This window comes from Azorhizophilus paspali, assembly GCF_043587585.2.
GTDB lineage: Bacteria > Pseudomonadota > Gammaproteobacteria > Pseudomonadales > Pseudomonadaceae > Azotobacter > Azotobacter paspali.
The window spans coordinates 4,308,669-4,332,824 of sequence record NZ_CP171449.1; the positions used below are offsets into that span (position 1 = coordinate 4,308,669).

22 protein-coding genes and 7 pseudogenes are annotated in these 24,156 nt (G+C 66.5%); 8 read left to right on the forward strand and 21 right to left on the reverse strand.

The genetic code is table 11. From position 1 onward, the window contains the following. Positions 1-4: 4 nt before the first annotated feature. The 7 genes and pseudogenes from hypE to ACGI6K_RS21025 all read right to left on the reverse strand — a co-directional run. Positions 5-976 (reverse strand): hydrogenase expression/formation protein HypE, encoded by a 972-nt coding sequence (gene hypE / locus ACGI6K_RS20995; RefSeq protein WP_376949679.1) that lies wholly within the window; start codon positions 974-976, stop codon positions 5-7. Continuing rightward, positions 973-1,686 (reverse strand): annotated as a pseudogene (gene hypD, locus ACGI6K_RS21000) (hydrogenase formation protein HypD); the annotation flags it as partial. The pseudogene hypD and the gene hypE, both read right to left, overlap by 4 nt. Further along, complete coding sequence (gene hybE / locus ACGI6K_RS21005) at positions 1,644-2,138, reverse strand: [NiFe]-hydrogenase assembly chaperone HybE (RefSeq protein WP_376949677.1); 495 nt, start codon at positions 2,136-2,138, stop codon at positions 1,644-1,646. The pseudogene hypD and the gene hybE, both read right to left, overlap by 43 nt. Positions 2,139-2,144: 6 nt before the next feature. Beyond that, positions 2,145-2,363, reverse strand: a pseudogene (locus ACGI6K_RS21010) (rubredoxin). Then, positions 2,360-3,211: a hydrogenase expression/formation protein gene (locus tag ACGI6K_RS21015; protein WP_376949675.1), complete on the reverse strand. Its 852-nt coding sequence runs from the start codon at positions 3,209-3,211 to the stop codon at positions 2,360-2,362. Before ACGI6K_RS21015 ends, ACGI6K_RS21010 begins: the two are co-directional and overlap by 4 nt. Then, positions 3,208-3,641 (reverse strand): annotated as a pseudogene (locus ACGI6K_RS21020) (hydrogenase). The gene ACGI6K_RS21015 and the pseudogene ACGI6K_RS21020 overlap by 4 nt, the downstream one beginning before the upstream one ends. Further along, positions 3,638-3,802: pseudogene (locus ACGI6K_RS21025) on the reverse strand (HypC/HybG/HupF family hydrogenase formation chaperone); the annotation flags it as partial. The pseudogenes ACGI6K_RS21020 and ACGI6K_RS21025, both read right to left, overlap by 4 nt. A gap of 472 nt (positions 3,803-4,274) precedes the next feature. Between ACGI6K_RS21025 and ACGI6K_RS21030 the strand changes: the two are divergent. Then, on the forward strand, positions 4,275-5,018 hold the full coding sequence (locus ACGI6K_RS21030; RefSeq protein ID WP_376949673.1) for a HipA family kinase: 744 nt from the start codon (positions 4,275-4,277) through the stop codon (positions 5,016-5,018). Next, the gene (locus ACGI6K_RS21035; RefSeq protein ID WP_376949671.1) at positions 5,015-5,824 is read left to right on the forward strand and encodes a DUF3037 domain-containing protein; all 810 of its coding nucleotides are present in this window, start codon (positions 5,015-5,017) and stop codon (positions 5,822-5,824) included. Before ACGI6K_RS21030 ends, ACGI6K_RS21035 begins: the two co-directional genes overlap by 4 nt. A gap of 41 nt (positions 5,825-5,865) precedes the next feature. Here the strand turns inward: ACGI6K_RS21035 and ACGI6K_RS21040 are convergent. Further along, positions 5,866-7,054, reverse strand: a pseudogene (locus ACGI6K_RS21040) (IS4 family transposase). Between the two features lie 266 nt (positions 7,055-7,320). On the opposite strand from ACGI6K_RS21040, the gene ACGI6K_RS21045 reads away from it, so the two are divergent. From ACGI6K_RS21045 to ACGI6K_RS21055, 3 genes are all read left to right on the forward strand, one after another. After that, complete coding sequence (locus tag ACGI6K_RS21045) at positions 7,321-8,631, forward strand: MFS transporter (protein WP_376948365.1); 1,311 nt, start codon at positions 7,321-7,323, stop codon at positions 8,629-8,631. A gap of 261 nt (positions 8,632-8,892) precedes the next feature. Next, positions 8,893-11,913: a response regulator gene (locus ACGI6K_RS21050; RefSeq protein ID WP_376948363.1), complete on the forward strand. Its 3,021-nt coding sequence runs from the start codon at positions 8,893-8,895 to the stop codon at positions 11,911-11,913. After that, a complete protein-coding gene (locus ACGI6K_RS21055) occupies positions 11,910-12,953 on the forward strand; it encodes an HD-GYP domain-containing protein (protein ID WP_376948361.1) in 1,044 nt (347 codons plus the stop codon). The genes ACGI6K_RS21050 and ACGI6K_RS21055 overlap by 4 nt, the downstream gene beginning before the upstream one ends. Before the next feature lie 17 nt (positions 12,954-12,970). Here ACGI6K_RS21055 and modC read toward each other — a convergent pair whose 3' ends face one another. Genes modC through ACGI6K_RS21075 form a run of 4 tightly spaced genes read right to left on the reverse strand, consistent with a single transcriptional unit; the run spans position 12,971 to position 16,446 of the window. Next, entirely contained in the window at positions 12,971-14,113 is a 1,143-nt protein-coding gene (gene modC / locus ACGI6K_RS21060) for a molybdenum ABC transporter ATP-binding protein (RefSeq protein ID WP_376948359.1), read from the reverse strand. 16 nt (positions 14,114-14,129) lie between these two features. After that, complete coding sequence (gene modB, locus ACGI6K_RS21065) at positions 14,130-14,810, reverse strand: molybdate ABC transporter permease subunit (protein WP_376948357.1); 681 nt, start codon at positions 14,808-14,810, stop codon at positions 14,130-14,132. A gap of 21 nt (positions 14,811-14,831) precedes the next feature. After that, complete coding sequence (gene modA / locus ACGI6K_RS21070; RefSeq protein WP_376948355.1) at positions 14,832-15,590, reverse strand: molybdate ABC transporter substrate-binding protein; 759 nt, start codon at positions 15,588-15,590, stop codon at positions 14,832-14,834. Between the two features lie 43 nt (positions 15,591-15,633). Further along, complete coding sequence (locus ACGI6K_RS21075) at positions 15,634-16,446, reverse strand: TOBE domain-containing protein (RefSeq protein ID WP_376948353.1); 813 nt, start codon at positions 16,444-16,446, stop codon at positions 15,634-15,636. 203 nt (positions 16,447-16,649) lie between these two features. Here ACGI6K_RS21075 and ACGI6K_RS21080 point away from each other — a divergent pair, with 203 nt between their 5' ends. The 3 genes and pseudogenes from ACGI6K_RS21080 to ACGI6K_RS21090 form a co-directional block, all read left to right on the forward strand. Further along, positions 16,650-17,078: a TOBE domain-containing protein gene (locus tag ACGI6K_RS21080; protein WP_376948351.1), complete on the forward strand. Its 429-nt coding sequence runs from the start codon at positions 16,650-16,652 to the stop codon at positions 17,076-17,078. An 83-nt stretch (positions 17,079-17,161) separates the two neighbouring features. After that, positions 17,162-17,335, forward strand: coding sequence for a hypothetical protein (locus ACGI6K_RS21085; protein WP_376948349.1), 174 nt, complete (start codon positions 17,162-17,164; stop codon positions 17,333-17,335). A gap of 4 nt (positions 17,336-17,339) precedes the next feature. Beyond that, positions 17,340-17,672: pseudogene (locus tag ACGI6K_RS21090) on the forward strand (transposase); the annotation flags it as partial. Between the two features lies 1 nt (position 17,673). Here ACGI6K_RS21090 and ACGI6K_RS21095 read toward each other — a convergent pair. The 9 genes and pseudogenes from ACGI6K_RS21095 to ACGI6K_RS21135 all read right to left on the reverse strand — a co-directional run. Continuing rightward, positions 17,674-17,985 (reverse strand): annotated as a pseudogene (locus ACGI6K_RS21095) (DUF4280 domain-containing protein); the annotation flags it as partial. 182 nt (positions 17,986-18,167) lie between these two features. Further along, entirely contained in the window at positions 18,168-18,563 is a 396-nt protein-coding gene (locus tag ACGI6K_RS21100) for a NifB/NifX family molybdenum-iron cluster-binding protein (RefSeq protein ID WP_376948347.1), read from the reverse strand. Next, positions 18,560-19,291 (reverse strand): nitrogen fixation protein NifX, encoded by a 732-nt coding sequence (gene nifX / locus ACGI6K_RS21105; RefSeq protein WP_376948345.1) that lies wholly within the window; start codon positions 19,289-19,291, stop codon positions 18,560-18,562. The genes ACGI6K_RS21100 and nifX overlap by 4 nt, the downstream gene beginning before the upstream one ends. Before the next feature lie 24 nt (positions 19,292-19,315). After that, complete coding sequence (locus ACGI6K_RS21110; protein WP_376948343.1) at positions 19,316-19,576, reverse strand: RnfH family protein; 261 nt, start codon at positions 19,574-19,576, stop codon at positions 19,316-19,318. 21 nt (positions 19,577-19,597) lie between these two features. After that, entirely contained in the window at positions 19,598-20,314 is a 717-nt protein-coding gene (locus ACGI6K_RS21115) for an electron transport complex subunit E (protein ID WP_376948341.1), read from the reverse strand. A gap of 13 nt (positions 20,315-20,327) precedes the next feature. After that, on the reverse strand, positions 20,328-21,008 hold the full coding sequence (gene rsxG, locus ACGI6K_RS21120; RefSeq protein ID WP_376948339.1) for an electron transport complex subunit RsxG: 681 nt from the start codon (positions 21,006-21,008) through the stop codon (positions 20,328-20,330). Continuing rightward, complete coding sequence (locus ACGI6K_RS21125) at positions 21,005-22,105, reverse strand: RnfABCDGE type electron transport complex subunit D (RefSeq protein WP_376948337.1); 1,101 nt, start codon at positions 22,103-22,105, stop codon at positions 21,005-21,007. Before ACGI6K_RS21125 ends, rsxG begins: the two co-directional genes overlap by 4 nt. Next, on the reverse strand, positions 22,102-23,592 hold the full coding sequence (gene rsxC / locus ACGI6K_RS21130; protein ID WP_376948335.1) for an electron transport complex subunit RsxC: 1,491 nt from the start codon (positions 23,590-23,592) through the stop codon (positions 22,102-22,104). Before rsxC ends, ACGI6K_RS21125 begins: the two co-directional genes overlap by 4 nt. 20 nt (positions 23,593-23,612) lie before the next feature. After that, entirely contained in the window at positions 23,613-24,137 is a 525-nt protein-coding gene (locus ACGI6K_RS21135) for an RnfABCDGE type electron transport complex subunit B (protein WP_376948333.1), read from the reverse strand. Positions 24,138-24,156: the final 19 nt, after the last annotated feature.

A 24,156-nucleotide genomic window follows, 5' to 3' on the forward strand; every position in this document is an offset into this window, starting at 1 on the left:
TGCTCTAGTCCACCATCCGGCTGCCGCCGAACGGCGTCTCCACCTGCACGAAACGGTGCTCGTCGGCCACCACCGTGCCGATGATCGCCGCTTCGCGCCCCTGCGGATGCGCACGCATCGCGTCGAGCAGGCGCACGGCCCGCTCGGCCGGGCAGATGGCGATCAGCTTGCCTTCGTTGGCCACGTACAGCGGGTCGAGACCGAGGAATTCATAGGCGGCACGCACTGGCTCGCGTACCGGGATGGCGCGCTCGACGAGTTGCATGCCGCCCCCCGACTGGCCGGCCAGTTCGTTGAGGGTGTTGCCCAGACCGCCGCGGGTCGAGTCGCGCAGGCAGCGGATCTCCGGCACCGCCGCGAGCATGGCGGCGACCAGGCCGTGCAGGGCCTGGGAGTCGGAGCCGATGTCGGCTTCGAAGCCGAGCCCCTCGCGCAGCGAGAGAATGGTCACGCCGTGGTCGCCGATGCTGCCGGAGAGCAGGATGCGGTCGCCGGACAGGTACAGCCCCGGCGGCACCACGCCGCCCCCGGTGGTGGTGATGAACACCCCGTCGCCCTTGCCGCGCTCGACCACCTTGGTGTCGCTGGTGACCACCGGCACGCCGGCCTCGCGGGCGGCGACGGCCATCGATTCGACGATGTGTGCCAGGTCGGCCAGCGGGAAGCCCTCCTCGAGGATGAAGCCGGCGGCCAAGTAGCAGGGCCGCACGCCGGCCATGGCCACGTCGTTGATGGTGCCGTGCACGGCGAGGCTGCCGATGTCGCCGCCAGGGAAGAACAGCGGCGAGATCACGTGGCTATCGGTGGCCATCACCACCCGGCCGGGCGGCAGCTCGAACTGCGCCTGGTCGTCGCGCTGGTCCAGCCACTCGTTGCGCAGGGCGCGGGCGAACAGTTCCTCGATCAGGCCCATGGCGCGGCCGCCACTGCCATGGACCATCTCGACCTTGCCGTTCCTAAGATCGAGCCGGCTCATCGGGCCACCGCCACGACGACCTGGCGCTGGCAGCCATAGGCGTACCAGGCGGCGCAGGCGCCCTCGGAGGAAACCATGCACGAGCCTAGCGGATTGTCCGGGCTGCAGGGGTTGCCGAACAGCCGGCAGTCGCGCGGGCTCTTCGCCCCACGGAGGATCGCCGGGCATTCGCAGGCCCTGTTTTCCGGGCCGCTGCGCGCTTCGAGGGCGAAGCGCCGCCCGGTGTCGAATTCGGCGAAGGCCTCGCGGATCTGCAGGGCGCTGTGCGGCACGGCACCAAGCCGCGCCACTCGAAGCTCGCGCAGCTCGAAGACCCGTCCGGTCAGCGCCTTCGCCTTGAGGTCGCCGCCTGCGGTGACCGCGCGGGTGAACTGGTTTTCCACCTCGGCACGCCCTTCGTTGAGCTGGCGCATCAGCATCAAGAGCGCCTGCAGCAAGTCCAGCGGTTCGAAGCCGGCGATCACCAGCGGCGTGCCGTACTAACGCGGAAAGGGCGCGTAGGCGTCGCTGCCGATCACCGTGCTGACGTGGGCCGGGCCGATGAAGCCGTCCAGTTGCAGCGTGCCGGCGAGCGCTTCCGGAGTGGCGAGGATGGCGTGCATCGCCGCCGGGGTCAGCACATGGTTGCAGAACACCGAGAAGTTCTTCAGGCCAAGCCCCTGCTCGATCACCAGCGCGGTGGGCAGCGTTGTGGTCTCGAAGCGGATGGCAGCGCGCGGCGGCCCAACAAGCCGCTCTGCAACAGTTCGGGCTCGGCCTGCGGCACGGTGAGGATCAGCCGTAGCACCTCCTCGGCCATCGCCCGCGCCTCGGCCTCGCCGGGAAAATCCTGCATCGGCGAGCACAGTGAGGCGCTGGCATGGCGGCCGAGGCGCTCGTCCTCGTGCAGGCTGCATTCGTAGTCGCCGGAGGGCAGCGACAATACCGGGCGCTCGCCGCTGGCCGGCAGTTCGGCATCGGCTGGCGGCTGGCGGCTGGCGGCTGGCGGCTGCCAGAACAGGTTCATGCACCAGGGGGTGATCAACACGCCGAGCACACCGACGTCCTCGACCGCGCGCCAGCCGAACAGCTCCACGGCGAGCGCCGGGTTGTACACCGGCAGCCCGGCCATGCGCGCGCCGGCCGCCCGGTAGTGGGCTTCGATGACTTCACGGGCGTGCATGAGCCCTCAGTCGTCCACGACCATGAACTGCTCGCGGTCGCCGTCACAGCGCGGGCAGCGCCAGTGCGCCGGCAGCGTGGCGAAGGGCGTGCCCGGCTAGATCTGCCAGACTGGATCGCCTTCGGCGGGGTCGTAGCACTGCCAGCAGATCTTGCATTCGAGCACAGCATCGTCCGCCAGGCGCGTGGCGTCGCCCAGGTAGCTGCCCTCGAAGCGCGCGCTCACTCCAGTGCCTCGCGGATCTCGCGCAGCCTCTCGGCGGAGTCGTCGATGTCCTCCTGGGCGGCGCAGGCCACTTGCGGAACGCTCGTCACCTCCAGGGTGTCGAGGATCAGCCGGTCGCTGCTGTTGAAGTACTGCACGCACCAGATGCCGGGGGTTGCGGTGCCGGCGATACGGCAGTTGCCGTAGCCCCGCGAGAGCAGGGTTACCGCTCCCTCGCCGAGTTTTTCGGCGAGAAAGCGCCGGTCCTCCGGGGAGAACGGCAGCAACGACAGGTTGACCACGTGGGGCGTGGCGAGCGCGCACTCGGCATGCCGCTTCGCCGCGTCGAGCAGTTCCACCAGCACCGGGCCAGCGTTGAGCAAGCCGTTCGGCAACTCACCGAGCTGCGGCCAGCGGGCTTCGGCGAAGGCCCGGCGGCGCACCAGCGCGGGAACGTCGGCCACCTCCAGCCACTGGCCGATGACTTCGCCCAGCCCGACCTGCAGTTGCACCCACCAAACCCCGGTCAGCACGGTTTCCTGGATGCGCACCGGGCGCTGGCCGCCGACCTGGATCGCCACTTCGCCCTCGCCGAGGATCTGCTGGAGCAGCTTCAGGTCGGCCTTGGGCTGGCGGTCGAGGCCGATCACCCGGCTCTGCTCGCCGACCCGGTAGGCGCCCAGCGCCTCCTGCAGCCGCTCCAGCAGAGCCAGAGCGATGGGATGTCCGCTCAGTTGTCCGGGCTCCGGCAGCGCGGGACGTTCGAAGGTGCGCATGGCGCGCGGCATCGACAGGCAGTCGGGGCGCTCCTCTTCGCCATGGGAGCCGGGGCCGAAGCCGGGCGAGAGAATGGGCAGGTCGTCGTTCATGATTCACTGGTCTCCATCAGGCTGCAGGAAGGTGCGTCGCTCTCCGGCGATAGCACGGGAATGCGTGGCAAATTTTCGTCCTCGCCGGCGAGGATCGCCGGAATGCGTTCCAGGTATTCGCTTCAGTCCAGCACCCGTGACAGGCAACCCAGGTAGCGCTCCCCTTCGAGGAACAGACAGAAAAACCGTAGCGCCCCTGCAGGCAGGCTTCGTCCGTGCCGGCGATCAACGCGGGAGCGAGCTGCAAGAAGGCCTCGACCAGTTCCGGCAGGATCACCGCGACGTCGAGCACCTCGGGAAAGCGCTGCGGATCGCCGACGAAGAACAGCACGGAGAACGGCTGCATCCGCACCTGGCGATCGAGGTCGTCGGCATCCAGCAGGGGGTAGCCGAGCGTCGTGGTCAGACGCTGGATCGGAGGATGGGTCATGTCGGTTCCTTGGGCGGCAGTTGCGCCTGCAGGTGGGGCGGGAGTTGCGGCTCGCGGTCGAGGTCGGCGAACAGGCCGTCGAGCGCGGCTGGATCGCCCGCCTGTACGGCCTGCAATGCGCGCAGGGCCTCGCGGATCTGCGCGGCGCGCCCGCTATCGAGAGTGACCAGGTCGTTATCGGCGCCCCTGCGCACCGTCCTTCGGCTATGACGGCGCGCCGGTTGAGTAGCCCACGGTTGCTGAATTAAAGCCGCACGAATAATGCGCCAATGCCATGTTTTTGTCATGGCTTGATACAAAGCGTTCGACCGGATGCGCCATGTCCGCACGAGGCCATGGCATGAGGTGTGCGCCTGGTACTTTTTTCCGATGTCGTACCGGGATTCGCTGCATGGGCCGTTCCGAGTATTCCGGCAGTCTCGGTTCCGTTCCAAGCAGCCCTGCCCGCTAGGCCCTCCATGGCCCAAGGGACTTTCGCCGCATCTCGCGGCTCGACCCTCTTCCATTCCGGTTCCGGCTCGGCCTACCGAAAGCCGTCGTCCGCACCATGTCCGATGCCCTGTAGACATCGGGCATGGCGCAGCATGCTACCGAACAGTATCGTCTGGCCGGTTGAAACACTAGGAATCGGCAATGGCCATGGACCATTTCATAGAGGCGGTGGAGATCATCCGGCGATTGGAGGGCGGCATCACCCGCCCCTTCCTGTGCCGCGCAAGCAACGGCAAGCACTATGTAGCCAAAGGCCTCGAACTACCGCCCGCCGAACGCATCGCGGAGTTGCTTTGCGCGCGCCTGGCCGCTCGATTCGGCCTACCGATCCCAGAGCATGGCTATATCTACATCGACCCTGCACTGCTCCGCTACGACACCGAAGCACGGAGAGATCTGGGCCCTGGCGACAGCTTCGCACTGGCCTATGTCGCAGACGCTGCCGATCTACTGTATTCGCAAGCCTTGCAGGTACCTGCGGATCTCCAGAAATCCGTGTTCGTGTTTGATTACTGGATTGGCAACGGGGATCGACAGCTTGGGCAGTGGGGCGGCCGCCCCAATCTACTGATGTGCAGCACAGACAATCTATTGCGGCTGATCGATCACAACCAGGCATTTTGCTGGCCACTGGATACCGGAGCCTTCGCCGACACCCACGTGTTCGGGCCTGGCAATCGATCCTGGCGCCTGGATCTGCTGGATAAAGTTGAATACGGGCAACGGATGCATGACACTGCTTGCCGCTTTCGTGACCTATGCTCGGATATTCCCGATGAGTGGCGGGAGTCCGTGGGCGTCGCGGAGTTCGACATCCTGCTCAAGGAGATCGAGAGTCATCTGATGCGCTGCCAATCGGACGATTTCTGGAGCGCCCTGGAATGAAATACGCCTGCCTCTACAGCATCGTGCGCTTCGCGCCCTTCGCCGAAACCGAAGAGTTTGCCAACGTCGGCATCGTTCTCTCGGCACCGGCCATTGGCCGCATGGAGTACAGGCTCGCCCGCAAGAACCTAAAGCGGGTCAACCAATTCTTCGAATGCAGCAGCCTGTTCGCCAAGGCCATGGAAATAGCTCAGAGCGAATTGGAAACGGTTCGTCAGATGACGGCGAAAGCTCAGGAAGCCCAGATCGTCAATCACTTCCGCTTCCTGACCGAACCGAAGGAGTCACTGATTCGTTTCAGCCGCATGCGCTCGATCCTGGTGGACGACCTCGACGCCATGCTGGACGAACTGTTCGACCGCTATATCGAGCGCCAGGGCATCGGCCGCGAGCGCCACGAAGAAGCGATGGTGCGGGAGATCCGTACCCTGTTCGTGCAAGCCTCCATCCGCAACTTCCGAGATGAAACCTTGACTGGCGAGCTGACCAAACTGCACCTGCCCCTGGTGCATCGGAATGAAGTCGTGGCCGCAATCAAGCCCCTGGCCTTCGACCAGGCCGAGCCCAACGCAATCCTCGACCATTGCGAGCAGTGGCTGATGAAGTTCGCCCGCGCCGAACGCGAAGGAATCATTCAGTTGAAGAACGTGTTGATACCCGTGACCGCCCCAGCCGAAAATGACTCGCCACGCCACTGCAAAGCCGTGCAGATAGCCAGGAACAGCATTCGGGAGCGCGGCCTGCAGATGGTCGATTTCCACGCAACCCAGGCGATAGCGGCGTTCGCGCAGTCCTATGCGCAATAGCCCCCTGTAAAGGCCCCGAGGCCTGAGTGATCCCCACAAAATCACCGCAGTTCCCGCGCTTGCCGGTGGACCTCCTGCCGCAGGGCCAACTCCAGCTCCCGCAGCCTCTCTCGGGAAATGTCTCCCACATAAGTGCGTGCATACTCCAGTCCCAGCCGCCACAGCGACAGCACGTGCCTGTCCTTGACGCTATTGCTCTGAAAGCGCCGCGCGTGCCCTGCCTCCCGCGTCTGCAAACCCAGCAGGTACAGCGCATAGCTGGCCAGCACGGCAATCAGCAGCAGGATCTCGATGCGCCGCGGACAGCGGCTTCGATGCAGCCCCAGGCCGAACCCCAGCCGATGGCTTTTCAGGTCGCGCAAGCCTTCCTCGATCTGCATGCGCCGCTTGTAGATCGCTGCGACCTGCGCGGCATTCCACTGCGCCCCGGGCAGGTTGCTGGCCAGCAGCCAGGGCTCGCTTTCGCGCTGTGCGTTTTGCCGGCTGCGTTTATCCCGGGCCACGGTTCCGGTGATGCGCCGGTGCTGGCACCCCCGCGGCGCATGCTTCACCGCGTAGAGTGGGGTGGACCAGGGCGCCGAGCGCGTCATTTCGAGGCAGCCGAGCCGTTTCGGCGATGCCCGAGGCCAGGGCGTACAGGCTTTTCACCGGCTGCCAGGGCTGCTCGCCGAATCGGCACAGGTCGCGATTGCGCACACGGCCGAGGTAATGCCAGCCCATGGCTTCGACGGCCTGGAACCATGGCCGCCGGAAACCGGCATCGATGACCAGGATGGGCGTGCAGCCGGCCGGCAGCATCGCCGCGAGGGCCTCGAGCAGGCGTTTCTGGCAACGCGGGCAGCCCTCGCGCGGATGGACGACTTCGCACACCGGTAGCGAGCGTCCGGCCAGTGGGATCGCGGCGCGCAGCAGGAACAGCTTGCCGGCGGCATCGATCGGCGACCAGTCCACCAGGATCAGGGGATGCCTGAGCGAGCCCAGCAGGGCGCGGAGCATGGCCCAGTAGAACAACTCTCGCTCGGCCTGTCGGTTGCCAAGCAGGCGGTCGACTCGCTTGATGGCATGCCTGGGCCAGGCCGGGCCAGGCAGGGAACGCCCCAGTACGGTCAGGGTCAGGCAGCGGCCCTGCAGCAAGGCGGCCACCGCGGCCATCAGGGCTTCGAGACGGCGGGCATGGATCGTGGGGAGTGCCTTGGCGAAGGCGGCGTGCAAGAATTGGACGGTCTGCATGGGGCTGGGGACGCTGTTTTTGTTTGGCGACAACCAACGTGCCCGTCCATGCAGGCCTCTTCAAGCCCTACCCAATTGATTTTCTTGGAAAGTTTCTGGGGATCACTCAGCCCCGAGGCCCGGTCTTGCCGGGTCCCGTACTTTCCGCCAGCGCGAGCGAAAAGCGACTTTAAAGACAGCACCGACTGCCCCGACCGCTGCCCGGCCGCCGCGGAATTTGCTATGGTGCGCCGGCCCTCGCCCCATCCCCCGAGAAACCAGCCCCCATGTCCGCCGAGCACTCCAGCAGCGCGCCCGTGGCGCGTCCGTTGACCCGCAGCGACCTCAAGACCCTCTCGCTTTCCGCCCTGGGCGGCGCGCTGGAGTTCTACGACTTCATCATCTTCGTGTTCTTCGCCACGGTGGTCGGCAAGCTGTTCTTCCCCGCCGAGATGCCCGACTGGCTGCGCCAGTTGCAGACCTTTGGCATCTTCGCCGCCGGCTACCTGGCGCGCCCGCTGGGCGGCATTGTCATGGCCCACTTCGGCGATCTGCTCGGGCGCAAGCGCATGTTCACCCTGAGCATTTTCATGATGGCCGTGCCGACCCTGTGCATGGGCCTCCTGCCGACCTACACGCAGATCGGCGTCTGGGCGCCGCTGGCGCTGCTGACCCTGCGCGTGGTGCAGGGCGCGGCGATCGGCGGCGAGGTGCCGGGGGCCTGGGTGTTCGTCGCCGAGCACGCGCCGCAGCGGCACATCGGCTTCGCCTGCAGCACCCTGACCGCCGGGCTGACCGCCGGCATCCTGCTCGGCTCGCTGACCGCCAACGCGATCAACCGGGCGTTCAGCGCCGAGGAACTGACCGACTGGGCCTGGCGCATCCCTTTCCTGATCGGCGGGGCCTTCGGCCTGGTTTCGGTCTACCTGCGCCGCTGGCTGCACGAGACGCCGGTGTTCGCCGAGCTGCAACTGCGCCAGTCGCTGGCCGCCGAACTGCCGCTCAAGGCGGTGGTGCGCGAGCACCGTCCGGCGGTGCTGCTGTCGATGCTGCTGACCTGGGTGCTATCGGCCGGCATCGTGGTGATCATCCTGATGACCCCGACCCTGCTGCAGACGCTGCACGGCTTCGCCGCGGAAGAGGCCCTGCGGGCCAACGGCCTGGCCATTCTCGGCCTGACCCTCGGCTGCGTGCTGGCCGGCCTCGCGGCGGACCGCTTCGGCGCCGGGCCGACTTTCGTCTGCGGCGGCCTGCTGCTCCTGGCCAGCTCCTCGATGTTCTACGCCAGCCTCGCCGGCCACCGCGACCTGATGCTGCCGCTGTACGCCCTGGCCGGCCTCTGCGTGGGCAGCATCGGCGCCATCCCCATGGTGATGGTCAAGGCCTTCCCAGCGGCGGTGCGCTTCTCCGGGTTGTCGTTCTCCTACAACCTGGCCTACGCCATCTGCGGCGGCCTGACGCCGATCCTAGTCAGCCTGCTGCTGAAGTGGAGCCCGTTGGGCCCGGCCTATTACGTCGGCGCACTGTGCCTGCTGTTCATCTTGATCGGCGCCGGCCTGTGGCGGCGCGGAGCCCCCGCGTTGGCGCCGGCCGGCTGAACCCGCCTCTCCTCACTGTCACGTCTTTCGGCCGGCCCGCTCGGGCCCTGGGACCGGCGGACACACCCGACGGATCGCCCGCAGCCGGGAACACCAAGTGATTTGTTCCCTTTTCTCCCTTTATCCGCCCTCTCCACCGCGCGACACTGCTTCTAGAATCAAAACGCCATCTTTTTCGTCGACACCGTCCGGACGACCAGAAGCCGCATGGATTTGGCTGGCAAAACGACTGGAACGGATACCAAGATTCCCGGAGCGAACGTGAAACCCGGAAAGCCCACCACCCTCGCCTCCCTACTCGCCGTGCTTCTGCTGCTGTTCTCCTCGCTGAATGCTGGGCGTACCCTCCTGTTGGCCCAGGAGCGCCACGAAGTCTTGCAGGCGCTGGTCCACGGCGTCGGAAGCTCGGCCACGACCGGGGACGGGCGCGATCCGGAGGCCTTCCGGACCTGGGAGGACATCGCCTGCAAAAAGGCCCTGGAGCGTCTCGCGACCCGTCTGGAACGGCTCGACAGCCAAGTCGACTCCGCCATGCACATCGTCGCGGCCACCCTGCTGTCCGGCCTGCTGCTGGCGGCCTTCGCCTTGCACGGCTACCACCGGCGGCGCACGCTCCCGGAGCAGGCCGGTTGCGACGAGTTGGAACTCCAGCGAGTGCTGTTCGACAGCATCCCCTTCCCGCTCTTCGTCAAGGACCGGGAGGCCCGTTACATCCGCTTCAACCAGGCCTTCCTGGACAGCTTCCGGGTCCGCGCCGAGGAACTGACCGGCAAGACCATCCTGGATTTCCTGGAACTGCCCGCCGAAGAACGCTCCCGCTATCAGGCCGCCAGCGAGCGGCTGCTGCGCGAAGGCGGCCTGTTCAGCACCGAACGGCGAATCCGCTATGCCGATGGGCGCGAGCACCCATCCATCTACACCCTCGCCGGCTACCCCGGCGGCGACGGCCGTCCGGCCGGGCTGCTCGGCATGCTGATCGATATCTCGGTACAGAAGGCGTCCGAACGGGCCCTGGCCGAAGCCAAGGAGCTAGCCCAGGAGGCGACGCGCATGAAGTCCGACTTCCTCGCCAACATGAGCCACGAGATTCGCACGCCGATGAACGTGATCATGGGCATGACCCAGTTGGCGCTGGACAGCGGGCTGGACGAGCGCCAGCGCAACTTTGTCGAAAAGGCCCACGACGCGGCCCGGAGCCTGCTCGGTATCATCAACGACATCCTCGACTTCTCGAAGATCGAGGCCGGCAAGATGCGTTTCGAGCAGGTGGACTTCCAGCTCGAAAGCGTGACCGATCACCTGGCCGACCTGTCCGTCCTCAAGGCCCAGGAAAAGGGCCTGGAGCTGCTCTTCGACATCGCCACCGACGTGCCCACCGCGCTGATCGGCGACCCGCTGCGCCTCGGCCAGGTGCTGAGCAACCTGCTCGATAACGCGATCAAGTTCACCAGCCAGGGCGAAATCACTCTGCGCATTCGTAAGGAATGCGAGGACGAACGGAGCGTCCGGCTGCGCTTCGAGGTGCGCGATACCGGCATCGGCCTCGACGAGACGCAGCGCCGGAAGCTGTTCCGGGCCTTCACCCAAGCCGACTCCTCGACCTCTCGCCAGTACGGCGGAACCGGTCTCGGCCTGGCCATCTGCAAGCACCTGGTGACGATGATGGACGGCGAGATCGGCGTCGACTCCAGCCCCGGGGTCGGCAGCACCTTCCATTTCGATGCCCGCTTCGAGCGACAAGCGAACCAGCGCGAACTGCTGGCGGACAGCGCCGATCTCCTCGGCATGCGCGTACTGGTGGTGGACGACAACGCCAGCGCCCTGGAAATCTTCGCCGGCATGCTGAGCGCGCTGCGCTTCGCGGTGACCACGACGGACAACGCGCCGCAAGCGATCCGGCTGCTGGACCGGGCCCAGCAGGAGGGCAACCCTTACCGCCTGGTAATCATGGACTGGCTGATGCCGGGCATGGACGGCGTCCAGGCGGTCGGCGCGATCCGCGCGGCCCCGCGGATCGCCGAGACTCCGCTGTTCGTGATGGTCACCTCGTACGGCCGCGACGAGTTGCTCGAACGCCTCGGCAAAGTCCCCGTGGAGGGCCTGCTGGTCAAGCCGGTTACTCCTTCCAACCTGCTCGACGGCATCCTCGATGCCTGCAGTCGCAGGATGAGGACCGCGCCGAACAGCCGAAAAGCGCTAGAAAGCGAGGCCGAACAGGCCCGCGAGGCCCTGCGCGGTGCCCATCTGCTGCTGGTCGAGGACGACCCGATCAACCAGGAAATGGCCATGGAATTCCTCGCCACCGCGGGGATTCGCGTGGACGTCGCCAACGACGGGGCCGAGGCCGTCGGCAAGGTCATGGCGCATGCCTACGACGGCGTGCTGATGGACTGCCAGATGCCGGTGATGGATGGCTTCGAGGCCACCCAGAGGATTCGCCGGGCAGGCCTCGTCGACCTGCCGATCCTGGCCATGACCGCCAACACCATGGCCGGCGACCGGGAACACTGCCTGGCCGCCGGGATGAACGCGTACATCGCCAAACCCATCGACGTCACCCAATTGTTCATCACCCTGCGCCACTGGGTCGGGGGCAGTCGGCCGCTGGCCCTCCACGCGCCTCCGGCCACCGGCGGGAGCGTGTCCACAGCGCCGGCGAACACTGCCCTGGAGCGAGCCGCAGCCTTGCGGCGCCTGGGCGGCAACCGCGCCCTACTCGACCGGCTGCTGGCGCGTTTCGCAGCGACCCAGGCCGACGCCGCCGCACGGCTCGGCGCCGCCCTCGCGGCCGGCGACCGGGAAGACGCCCGGCGTATCGCCCATACCCTCAAGGGACTGGCCGGCAATATCGGCGCCACGGCGCTAGCGGTCCAGGCCGCCACCCTTGAGCAATGCCTCGGGCAGAACCGGCAACCTCCCGCCGGAACCCTGGACGATCTGGAACGGGGGCTTGGCGCCCTGTGCGCATCCATCGCCGCCGCCCCGGCCGCCGGCAATCCGGCGCCCATCGTAGCGGAAACGCAGCAGGAGCTGTCCGCACTCGACGAAGGACTCCGAACCCTGGAGACCCTGTTGCGCGACGACGATGCCGACGCCCTGGCGCAACTGCGCGCTCTGAGCCCCCGGCTGGCCGCCCACGGCCTCGGCGAACGGGCCGGCGAGCTACAGGCCCTGGTCGCCCGCTACGACTTCGAGGCCGCCCTGGCTAGCCTCGCAGCCATCCGCCGGAGCCTCACCCCACAGAGCACCGAAGCAGCCAGCCTGCGGAGACCGCGCAGATGAAAGCCACTATCCTCATCGTGGACGACGTACCGGAGAACATCGACATTTTCGTCGAGATCCTCGCGCCGCATCACCGCACCAAGGTCGCCCTGAACGGCGAGCGGGCGCTCAGGATCGCCCGCTCGGACAACCCGCCGGACCTCATCCTGCTCGATGTGATGATGCCGGGACTGAGTGGCTATCAGGTCTGCGAACGGCTCAAGGCCGATCCGGAGACCCGGACCATTCCGGTGATCTTCGTCACCGCCATGAGCGAAACGGCCGACGAGCAGCGCGGCCTGGAGCTGGGCGCGGTGGACTACATCACCAAGCCGATCAGCCCGCCGATCGCTCTGGCCCGGGTACGGACCCACCTGGCGCTCCATCGGCAGCGCCAGGAACTGGCCCGGCAGGTCGAGCAGCGCACCGCCGAACTGCTCAGGACCCGCCAGCAGATCGTCCGCCGTCTGAGCCGCGCCGCGGAGTTTCGCGACAACGAGACGGGCAACCACATCGCGCGCATGAGCCATATCGCCCGACTGATCGCCCAGGCAGCCGGCATGGGCGCGGAGTTCGTGGAAACCCTCTTCAATGCCGCGCCGATGCACGACATCGGCAAGATCGGCATTCCCGACAGCATCCTGCTCAAGTCGGGCCGGTTGGAACCGGAAGAATTGGCGATCATGCGCCAGCATACCGAGATCGGCGCGAAGATCATCGGTCGGCACGACGACGACCTGCTCAAGGCCGCCCACAGCATCGCCCTGTACCACCACGAGAAATGGGACGGCAGCGGTTATCCCCAAGGCCTCGGAAGCGAGGAAATTCCTTTGATGGCACGCATCGCCGCCGTCGCCGATGTGTTCGACGCGCTGACCTCGGAGCGCCCTTACAAGAAGGCTTGGCCCCTGGAAGAGGCGGTCGGCTACATCGAGGCCCAAGCCGGCACGCATTTCGATCCGGCGCTGATCGACCCCTTCCGGCGTTCGCTCGGGGAAATCGCGCGGATCGTCGAACGCTATGCCGACCACCAAGACCCATACCTGGACTTCGACCCGTAGGCCGCCGCCCGGCGGCCTCAGCCGAGCAGCGCCACTGCCTTGATTTGCGCCCACATGCGCCTGCCGGGGGCTATCCCGAGTTGGTCGCAGGAGCGGCGAGTGATGCAGGCGATCAGCGGGGTGCCCTCGGCCTCCAGACGTATCAACACATGGGCCGGGGTATCGGCCTCGACTACCTCGCGGACCGTGGCGGGCAGCACGTTGGTGATGCTGGAGTCCTCGATGCGGCTGTTCGCCAGGCTGACGTCGCGAGCGTGCACACGCAGGCGCAGGCGCAGGCCGGGCGCTTCCGGACGCCGCGCGACCAGCACCGCGCCGCCGGGAAACTCGAGACGGGTGAGGTGGTAATGGTCGTCGTGCTCGGCCACCACCGACTCGATGACCACCCCGGCATCCTCGTGAAAGGCGGTCGGCAGGTCGAGCCGCGCCATGATGTCCTGCAGCGAGCCCTGCGCCGTCACGCGCCCCTGGTCGAGCAGCACCACATGGTCGGCGAGGCGCGACACCTCGTCCGGCAAGTGGCTGACGAACAGCATCGGGATGTCCAATTCGTCGTGCAGGCGCTCCAGATAGGGCAGGATCTCGTTCTTGCGCTTGAGGTCGAGCGCCGCCAGCGGCTCGTCCATCAGCAGAAGGCGCGGGCTGGTGAGCAGCGCGCGGGCGATGCCGACGCGCTGGCGCTCGCCACCGGACAGGCGGCCGGGCAGGCGTTCGAGCAAATGGCCGATGCCGAGCAGTTCCAGCACCCGTTCCCAGGAGACCTGGCGGCTAGCGGCATCGACACGCTTCATGCCGTATTCCAGGTTGCGCCGCACGCTCAGATGGGGGAACAGGCTGGCCTCCTGGAATACGTAGCCGAGGGCGCGCCTGTGGGTCGGCAAGAACACCCCGGCGGCGCTGTCCTGCCAGAGCTCGCCGTTGATCTCCAGACGCGCCTCGACGGCCCGCTCCAAGCCGGCGACGCAGCGCAGCAGGGTGGTCTTGCCGGAGCCGGAATGGCCGAACAGCGCGGTCACGCCATGCCCCGGCAGGGTCAGGTCGACATCCAGCGCGAACCCCGCGTAATCCACCCGGAAACGGGCACGGATGCCGTCCGCCGGCAAGCCGCCCGAAAGTGCACCGGTTTCGCCCTTGGTGCCGGGCTCGAAGCTGGTGTTCATCGACGACTCTCCCGAATCAGCTCAGCCCTGCCTTGAAGCGACGGCTGGAATAGAGTGCGAACAGTACCAGGAAGGAGAACAGCACCATGCCTCCAGCGAGCCAATGGGCCTGGACATATTCCATCGCCTCGACATGGTCGAAAATTTGTACCGCCACGGTGCGGGTCTTTTCCGGAATATTGCCGCCGATCATCAGTACCACGCCGAACTCGCCCACGGTATGCGCGAAGCCGAGAATGGCGGCGGTGATGAAACCGGGCCGCGCGAGGGGGACCACCACGGTGAAGAAGGTATCCCAGGGGCCGGCGCGCAGCGTCGAGGCCACCTCCAGCGGGCGCTCGCCGATCGCCTCGAAGGCGTTCTGCAGCGGTTGCACGACGAAAGGCAGCGAATAGAACACCGACGCCACCACCAGGCCGGCGAAGGTGAACGGCAACGTGCCGAGTCCCAGGAACTGGGTTAGTTGACCGATGGGGCCGTGCGGCCCCATGGTCACCAGCAGGTAGAAGCCGAGCACGGTCGGCGGTAGCACCAGCGGCAATGCCACGACCGCGCCTATCGCCCCCTTCAGGCGCGAACGGGTACGCGCCAGCCACCAGGCGATCGGCGTACCGACCACCAGCAGCAGCACCGTGGTCAGCGATGCCAGCTCCAGGGTCAGGCGGATGGCGGCGAGGTCGTGTTCGGACAACGGCATTGCCTGCACCTCCTGCCTTGCTTATTGCAGACCGTAACCGTAGGCCTTGATCACCTCGGCGGCCTTGGGCCCCTTGAGGTAGTCGACCAGCGCCTGGGCGGCGGGGTTGTCCTTGCCCTTGGTCAGGATCACCGCGTCCTGGCGGATCGGCTCGTACAGATCGCCCGGTACGTTCCAGCCAGAGCCTTCGGTGAGCTTGCCGTCCTTGTACACCTGCGACAGGGCGACGAAGCCCAGCTCGGCGTTGCCGGTGGCGACGAACTGGTACGCCTGGGCAATGCTGGCGCCCTCGACCAGCTTCGACTTGGTCGCCTCGGTCAGGCCGAGCTTGGCCAGCACCTGGACGGCGGCGGCGCCATAGGGGGCGGTCTTCGGGTTGGCGATGGACAGGTGCTTGAAAGCGTTCTTCTTCAGCACCGCGCCCTGGTCATCCACGTAGCCGGGCTTGGCCGACCACAGCACCAGCTTGCCGATGGCGTAGGTGAAGCGCGAACCGGCGACGGTGCCGCCTTCCTTCTCCAGCTTCTCCGGCGTGGTGTCGTCGGCGGCGAGGAAGACCTCGAAGGGCGCGCCGTTCTGGATCTGGCTGTAGAAGCCGCCGGTCGGTCCGAAGGAGGTGATCACCTTGTGGCCGGTGTCCTTCTCGAATTGGCTGGCGATATCTTTCATCGGCGCGGTGAAGTTGGCGGCGACGGCGACCTGTACTTCCGCCGCCTGGGCGGCACAGGCGAGCAGGCCGGCGCCCAGGGCGACGACCAGGCGGGACAGCGAAAAGCTCATGCTACTACTCCATGTTGAGAGAAACGGAACGGGGGGAAGCCGGTCAGCCGTAGACGGCCAGGATCACGCTCGACGACTTGAAGAAAGCGCAGGCGGCCACGCCCGGCGCCAGGCCGAGGGCCTTGCAACTGTCGGCGGTGACCACGCAGGTCACGCTGCGCCCGGAGGGCAGGGCCAGGGTCACCTCGTTGTTCACCGGCCCCTCGTGGATATCGATGACCTCGCCCCACAACTGATTGCGAGCGGTGAGCTTGAGCGAAAGCTCGGTGGTGAGCATCACCGAGGAAGACTTGACCAGAGCGAAGACCTCCTTGCCGATGGCCAGCTCCAGGCTCTCCGCGCTGGCCTTGGTGATGACCGCGGCGATCTCGTTCTCGGCGTCCAGGCGGATGCGCACCTCGTAGTCGACGCCGCCGACGCGCAGGCCGGTGACGATGCCGGCGAACTGGTTGCGCGCGCTGGTCTTCATGCTCATGGAGTGCATGAGACGCTGGAAGGCCTGAATGTCGCCGCCGGTCACCTCGTTGAGGCGCTCGGAGAGACGATCAAGGGCGTTCTGGTATTCGATTTCCAGGGCGCGGTACATGGCCACGATGCGCCGGCCGTAGTCGGTGAGCTGGGTGCCGCCACCCTGCCGGCCACCGGCGACCCGCACCACCAGGGGCTCGGGAGCGAGGTTGTTCATGGTATCGATGGCGTCCCAGGCCGCCTTGTAGGAAAGCGGCACGACCTTGGCGGCCCGGTTGATCGATCCTTCGCGCTCAATGGCCTCGAGCAGGCGGATGCGGGTATCGGACAGGGCGGTACCGACATCGGTGTCCAGGGACATGCGGGCGAGGAAACGGGTGGCGGTCATCGTCTGGTAGCCTGCAATTTATCTATTTATCCAATTTTATATAAAGCAATTCAAATGCCAAGTATCACTTTGTTATTATTCCGCTGCCATAACAACGTTGTCTATACTTTCGACTCACATCGATTGTTATTTTTACGACAATTTATAGCGCAACCGATATAGCGGTTGTGCCAAACCCTGCCTCCATCGGACAAGGAACACAGATGAGAATCAGCGCCCGCAACGTCTTCAAAGGTACCGTCAGCGCTCTGAAGGAAGGCGCGGTCAACGTCGAGGTGGACATCCTCCTGGGCGGTGGCGACAAACTCGCCGCCGTGGTGACCCTGGAAAGCGCCAGGTCCCTGCAATTAGCCCCCGGCAAGGAGGTAGTCGCCGTGGTGAAGGCCCCCTGGGTATTGCTGATGACCGACAGCAGCGGTTACCGCCTGTCCGCCCGCAACATCCTGACCGGCACCGTCAAGACCATCGAGACCGGCGCGGTCAACGCCGAGGTCACCCTGGCCCTGCAGGGCGGCACCGAGATCACCTCCATGGTCACCAAGGAAGCCGTCGCCGAGCTGGGCCTGAAGCCGGGCGCCAGCGCCAGCGCGGTCATCAAAGCCTCCAACGTGATCCTCGGCGTCCCGGCCTGAGAGCGGACCTTACCGCCTCCCGCGAACAAAGGTGGCATGGAGCGTGCCTGCAACAGGCACGCCCCGTCGCACGAGCCGTTGCCATGTCCGTCCTCGCACTCGCGAACCTGCTTCGCCGGCCCCGCCCGAGCCGCCCGGCCCTGCCGGAACGCCTGCACTTCCATCTACGCAAACGCCTGGCCTCGGCCAGCGACCCCATCGAACTGAATGTCAAACTAGAGCGTGTTATGAACTTGGTGCCGGTGAAGCTATCGTAGTTGGATGAAGCCCGCACGCCCTTACCCGACAGACGTTTCTGATGAAGAATGGGCCTTCGCTGCGCCCTACCTGACCCTGATGGATCCGCGAGCGCCGCAGTGCAGGTACGATCTGCGCCTGATGTTCAACGCGTTGCGCTGGATGGCCCGGGCTGGTGCTCCCTGGCGACTGATTCCCAACGACTTTCCGCCGTGGGAGGCGGTTTACCAACAGACTCAGCGGTGGCTGCAGGCCGGCTGCTTCGAAGCCATGGTCAACGATCTGCGCTCGGTGTTGCGTGTCGCTCAAGGCAAGCAGGGCCAACCCAGCGCCGTGATCCTGGACGGCCGCACCTTGCCAGTGCCGGGACGTTACCCAGCAGCACGGTGGCTGGCCCGCCCGGAATCCACGGGCTGGCCGTGGCCGGCACGCAGGGCATCGGCGTCAGGGCACCGAGCGCCGCCGCGGTGGCCGCCGCCACCGTGGGATTGGCCATGCTCTGGCACAGGCCGAAGGGCAGAATGTTGACCAGCGGAATATGGTCGGAAAGATTCGCCGCCGGCAGGTTGTTGGTCAGCGTGCGATTGACCGGCAGCACGTTCAGCATCGACGGCGCCACGCCAAAACTGCACTTGAGGGTCGCGGTGCCGCAGACCTGGGGGCAGGACATCGGGCTTTCTCCTGGCGATTCGCGGTTCCCGGAACTCTACCACCGCGTGAGCCCGTGCCGCCCCTGCCGCGCAGCGTGCAGCGCGTGACGTCCGGGGTTGCCGACAGGCACCGGTGGGGATAGGGATCGGGAGGAGGATTGGCGGCAGGGAGCGGCACGGTAAGCGCCGCCCCCCGAGACACCTAGTGCTGGTGCCCTTCTCCGCCGCAGGAGTGCTCCTCGTGGGGCTTGCCGGGCGGCAACTCGTTGGCCAGCCAGGCCTTAACCGCCAGTTCCGGGTCGCTCTCGCTGGTGGTGAGCAGGCTCACCCCGCGCTCGCCGAGGCGGCGGATGACACCCTCGCCGGCGGTCGCGGCGATGGCCACGTCCACGGCATGCAGCGGATGCCGCTCGGGATAATCGGTGACATGCCAGTGGTGCAGGACGGCCTTCTCCGCCAGTTCGATAGCATAGATGCCCATCGGGGCCTGCCCAGGCCAGACGTCGAACACCTCCCAGCGCTGGGCACGTCCGGCGTGGTCGGCCACACGGCCCTGACGATCGACCGCCACGGCGATCAACAGACGTTCTTTGCTCATGCCCTGGCCGCCTCGTCCTCGTCGTCGGACACGGAGAAGCGCACGCGTTCCTCGGCGGAAACACCGACCAGCTTGGCCAGCCACGGCGGAGGAGAACCGGCCATGACCGTCTGCAACTCGGCGATGGCCTCCTGCGCCGCGCAACCCTTGGGCTTCTTCAGCGGATGGATGCCGGCCCGCACCACCTTGGCCGCCGCCGGTCCGCCGATGGACACCACGTAAAGCACTTGGCAGTCTTGGATCTGCTCGACGCGCCAGGCGTTCTTGTCCTCGGCCAGCGCCACGTCCAGGGTCGAGCGAATGTCGACCAGCGAGGCGTCCTTGGCATTCACCTGGTAGACGAGAAAGCGCAGGCAGGAGCCGAAGTGTCCATCCAGTTGCTCGCCATTGTTGGAAGCGATGGCCACGCGGATCGAGCCTTCCGGCACGCGCTCCAGCTTCATTGGCTGGGGCAGGCTGTCGACTTCGGCCTCGCCCCAGAGGATGCGCACCGCATCCTTGAGCGCCGACATTGGAGTGTCGAGCATGTCGACATCCTCTTCGGAACCGGCCAGGCCGATCTTAAGGTCGGTGACGCTCACACCCTGCAGGCTCTCCTCGGTCAGCGGACCTTCGATCCGCTGATGCAGGATCTCCAGCAACTGGCCGACCGTGGTACCGGGCAAAGCCCTGGCAGCCAGGGCGATGCGCAGGGCGGTTTCGCGACTCATGTTCACGGGGGTTACCATAAGCGGCCTCCTAGGCGACTGAACTCAATCGTCATCATCGTCGTCGTCATCATCGACCCGCGTGACGCGCTGGTAGATCTCGATACGGTCGCCATCCTTGAGCGGACTGTCCAACTTGACGAACTTGCCGAACACGCCGACCTTTTGCTTCTTCAGGTCGATGTCCGGACAGCAGCGCAGTACGCCGGACTGCTCGATCGCCTGCTCCACGCTGCAGCCGTCCTCCACCTTACAACTGAGCTGGAGGGGCTTGGCCGGATCGGCATATACCACGGAAACTCTCATTTCGCTATCACTCCTCGCCGATCACTGCAGAACCACCAGCTCGCCATGGGTCTGCTGGCGACGCTCGGCACGCTTGCGATCGATCACTCGCTTGGCGGCCAACAGGAAGCCCAGGACGATGAAGGCGCCAGGCGGCAGGATGGCCAGCAGGATGCCCTGGAAGTCGGGGATCACGGTGATCTCCATCCACTTGAAGTGCGAGCCGAGCAGCGAGGACGCCTGGGAGAACAGGGTGCCGCTGCCGAGGATCTCGCGGATACCGCCGATCACCACCAGCACGGCGGTGAAGCCGGCGCCCATGCCGGCACCGTCGAGGATCGAGGGGATCACCGGGTTCCTCAGGCAGAAGGACTCGGCACGGCCGAGCACCGCGCAGTTGGTCACGATCAGCGCGATGAACAGGCCGAGCACCTTGTACAGCTCGTGCATCCAGGCGTTCATCGCCATGTCGATCAGGGTCACCACGCCGGCGATCACGGCGATCATCACCGGGTTGCGCACCTCGGGGGAGATGGTGTGGCGCATCGACGAGATGAGCGCATTGGTCAAGACCAACACCAGGGTGGTGGCCAGGCCCATGCCCAGGCCGTTGGTGGCGGTGGTGGTCACCGCCAGGGTCGGGCAGAGCGCGAGCATCTGCACCAGGGCGACGTTGTATTGCCATAGGGCCGAGGTGAAGTACTGCCACGGCACCTTCTTTTCGGGCTCGGGAACGCTGGGTGCTCCGCAATGACTCATGGTTGTGCTCCTCTTACTCGGCTTTCAGCTGCTCGGCGTGCCGGGCCTGGAACTGCAGGCCCTGCAGCACGGTCTTGACCACGGCGCGCGGGGTGATGGTGGCGCCGGCGAACTGGTCGAACTGACCGCCGTCCTTCTTCACCTTCCACTTGTCCAGTGCGGTGTTGTCCAGCGACAGGCCGTCGAAGACCTTGATCCAGTCACTGCGCGAGGCCTCGATCTTGTCGGCCAGGCCGGGGGTTTCCTTGTGGGTCAGCACTCGCACGCCAAGGATCTTGCCCTGGGCGTCGACGGACATCATCTGCTCGATGGGACCGCCGTAGCCGATGTTGCGGCCCTGGAAGACCACCGCGGTGAGCTTGCCCTGCAGGCGCGCTGGAAGCACCTCGACCTCGCCGAGTTCGGCGTCCTGCACCTTGAAGCTATCGGCCAGCGGGTTATTGTCGTATAGCGACTGCGGCAGCACCTCGCGTAGCGTGGCCAGCCGGTCCTGCATCTGCTGCTCGGCGATGGCGCCATGGGTCATGATGTTGCCGGTCAGCAGGAGCAGAGCCACCACGGCGCAGACCAGGCCCAGCGATAGGCCCTGGTAGGCCACCATCGGCCGCCACTTCTCCAGGCGCGCGAGGAGCGAGGGCTTGCCCGCGGCCGCCTCGGCGGTTTCCTCGGCCGGAGTCACCGTCGTATCGTTCATACCTTGTCCACCTCTTTAACCTGGCTGGTCCACTTGGCCGCGACCAGCGGCTTGCCCCGGACGTTGCGGCCGTAGGCGCGCGGCCGCCAATAACGGTCGATCAACGGGGTCAGCGCGTTCATGAAGAGCACCGCGAAGGCGGCCGCCTCGGGGAAGCTACCCCAGGTGCGGATCACGTAGATGAGCACGCCGCAGCCCACACCGAAGATCAGCCGGCCGACGCGGCTGATCGGCGAGGTCACCGGATCGGTAGCGATGAAGAAGGCACACAGTATTAGGCCGCCGGAGGTCAGTTGATAGAGCCCGCCGGCATAACGATCCGGGTTGATCAGATACGCGAGGGTCGCCATTACGAACACGCTCGCCAGAATCGCGACCGGGATTTCCCAGTGGATTATGCGGCGCAGCACCAGCCACACGCCGCCGATCAGCAACAGCAGTTCCGAGGTTTCGCCGAGGCTGCCGGGCGTACTGCCGAACAGCGCCGAGATCGTGCTGAAGCCGCCTTTTAGAATCTCCTGGGCGGTGCGGTCGAGGGTCAGCTCGGTCTTCAGGTTGCCCAGTGCGGTGGCGCCGGTCATGCCATCGGCCAGCGGCGCACCCGCGAAGGTGATCGCCAGGCTGTCGAAAAAGCCCGGAGCCGAAGACGAGAACAACGGATTCGGCAGCGCCCAGGTGGTCATCTGCAGCGGGAAGGCGATCAGCAGGGCGACGCGCGCCAGCATGGCCGGGTTGAAGGGGTTCTGGCCGATGCCACCGTACAGTTGCTTGCCGATGCCGATGGCGAACAGGCTGCCGCCGACGCCGATCCACCAGGGCGCCCACGGCGGCAGGGAGATCGCCAGCAGCCAGCCGGTGAGCAGGGCCGAACCATCGAGCAGACGGCGTATGGGCTGACCCAGCAGGCGCAGGCAGGCAGCCTCGATGGCCAAGGCGCTGGCGCAGGTGACCAGCCACAGGTTGATCGCCGGCCAGCCGAACATCACCAGGCCGAACAGGGTAGCGGGAGTGAGTGCCAGACACACGTCCAGCATGATGCGGCTGACCGAGGAGCGGTCGTGGGCGAACGGCCCCGCCGCGACGCTGATGGTGCTCATGACTCTACCTCATTGCTCGGCTTGGCAGCCTTGGTCTGCGCCGCCTTGGCGGCCTTGGCCGCCTCCTTGGCCGCCTTGGCGGCTGCCTTGGCGGCCTCTTCTTCGGCCAGACGCGCGGCGCGGGCCTCGGTTTGGCGCTTGATGTAGTCGCTCTTGCGGGCGGCGCTGCGGCGCTCGTCCTGCTGACCCTTGGCGTACTGGAAGTAGTGCACCAGCGGAATATGCGAGGGACAGACATAGGAGCAGCAGCCGCAGAGGATGCAGTCGCGCAGGCCGTATTCGCTGGCGCCGTCGTAGTCGTCGACGCGGGCGTACAGGGCCATGTCCAGCGGGGTCAGGCCCATCGGACAGGCATCCACGCAGCTCGCACAGCGGATGCAGGGCGCCGGATCCTTGTTCGGCAATTCGTGCCGGGCCAGCGCCAGCAGGCCGGTGGCACCCTTGATCACCGGCACCTCGGTGGAGGGCAGCACCGCGCCCATCATCGGCCCGCCGAGCAGCAGTTGCTGGGGATCGCCGCTCAGACCGCCGCAGGCGTCGATAAGCGCCTGTACCGGGGTGCCGATCAGCACATCGAGGTTCTGCGGGGTCTTCACGCAGGCGCCGGACACCGTGACCACCCGCGAGATCAGCGGCCGGCCGAAGCGCAGGGCCTGCTGGATGGCGTACACGGTACCGGCGTTGTGCACCAGTACGCCGACGTCGGTGCTGCGACCGCCGGCCGGTACCTCGCGGCCGGTGACCGCCTGGATCAGTTGCTTGGCCGAACCCATGGGATAGAGCGCCGGCACCGCCATCACCTCGATGGCGCCGAAGTGCTCGGCGGCGGCGCGCATGGCGGCCAGGGCCTCGGGCTTGTTGTCCTCGATGGCGATGACCACGCTGTAGGCACGCAGGATGTGCTGGATCAGCCGGGCGCCGTCGACGATGGCCTCGGCGCGCTCGCGCATGATACGGTCGTCGCAGGTCAGGTAGGGCTCGCACTCGCTGCCATTGACCAGCACGGTCTTGATCTCGTGGCGAGTGCCCTGCTTGAGCTTGACCGCCGCCGGGAAGATCGCCCCGCCGAGGCCGACGATGCCGGCCTTGGCGACGCGGTCGGCGAGCACCAGCGGGTCCTCGGCGAACGGATCGGTGGATACATCCAGGTCGATCCAACGGTCCTCGCCGTCGCTTTCCAGGACGATCCCGGTGGTGGTCAGACCCGACGGATGCGGCGCCGGGACCGGTCCGATGGCGACGATGCGTCCCGAAGTGGGAGCGTGCACCGGCGCGGAAACCTCCGTCGGCGGGAAGGCCAGCAACTGGCCCTTGAGCACCTTGTCACCGACCGAGACCATCGGCAGGGCCTCGGCCCCGGCGTGCTGGCGCAGCGGCAGATAGAGACGCGGGGGCAGCGGCAAGCTGCCGATCGGCAGCGCGGCCGAGAGATCCTTGTGGGCAGCCGGATGGACGCCGCCACGGATACTGGAAAGATTGAAGTACATGCGAAGGCTCCGTAATCGGCTCAGGCGGCAGCGGGCTTGTCCCAACGCCAGGTGTCCAGGGTCTGCTCCTGCGGGATCAGAAGGACGCAGTCTTTCGGACAAGCGTCGCGGCACTTGCCGCAACCGGTGCAGGCATCCTCCAGCACCACGTGGACCTGCCCGCTGGCACCGACGATGGCGTCGGTGGGGCAGACACGGTAGCAGCGGGTGCAGCCGATGCACTGCGAGGCCTCCACCCGCGCCAGCATGGGCGCGGCCACCTGGCTGGCATCCAGGGTCACGCCGAGGATCGCGGCGAGCTTCTCGGCCAGACCCACGCCGCCGGGCGGGCAACAAGTGACCGAAGCATTGCCTTCGACGATCGCCACGGCGGCGGCACCGCAGCCGGGAAAGCCGCACTGTCCGCACTGGCTGCCCGGCATCAGATCGCTGACTTCCTTGATCAGGGGATTTTCGTCGGTCACCGCGAACTTGCGTGCCGCCAGACCGAGGCCGCAGCCCAGGAGCACACCCATCAGGGTCAGAGCCAGAGTTGCCTCTATCATAATTTGTCCTCCTCTCGTC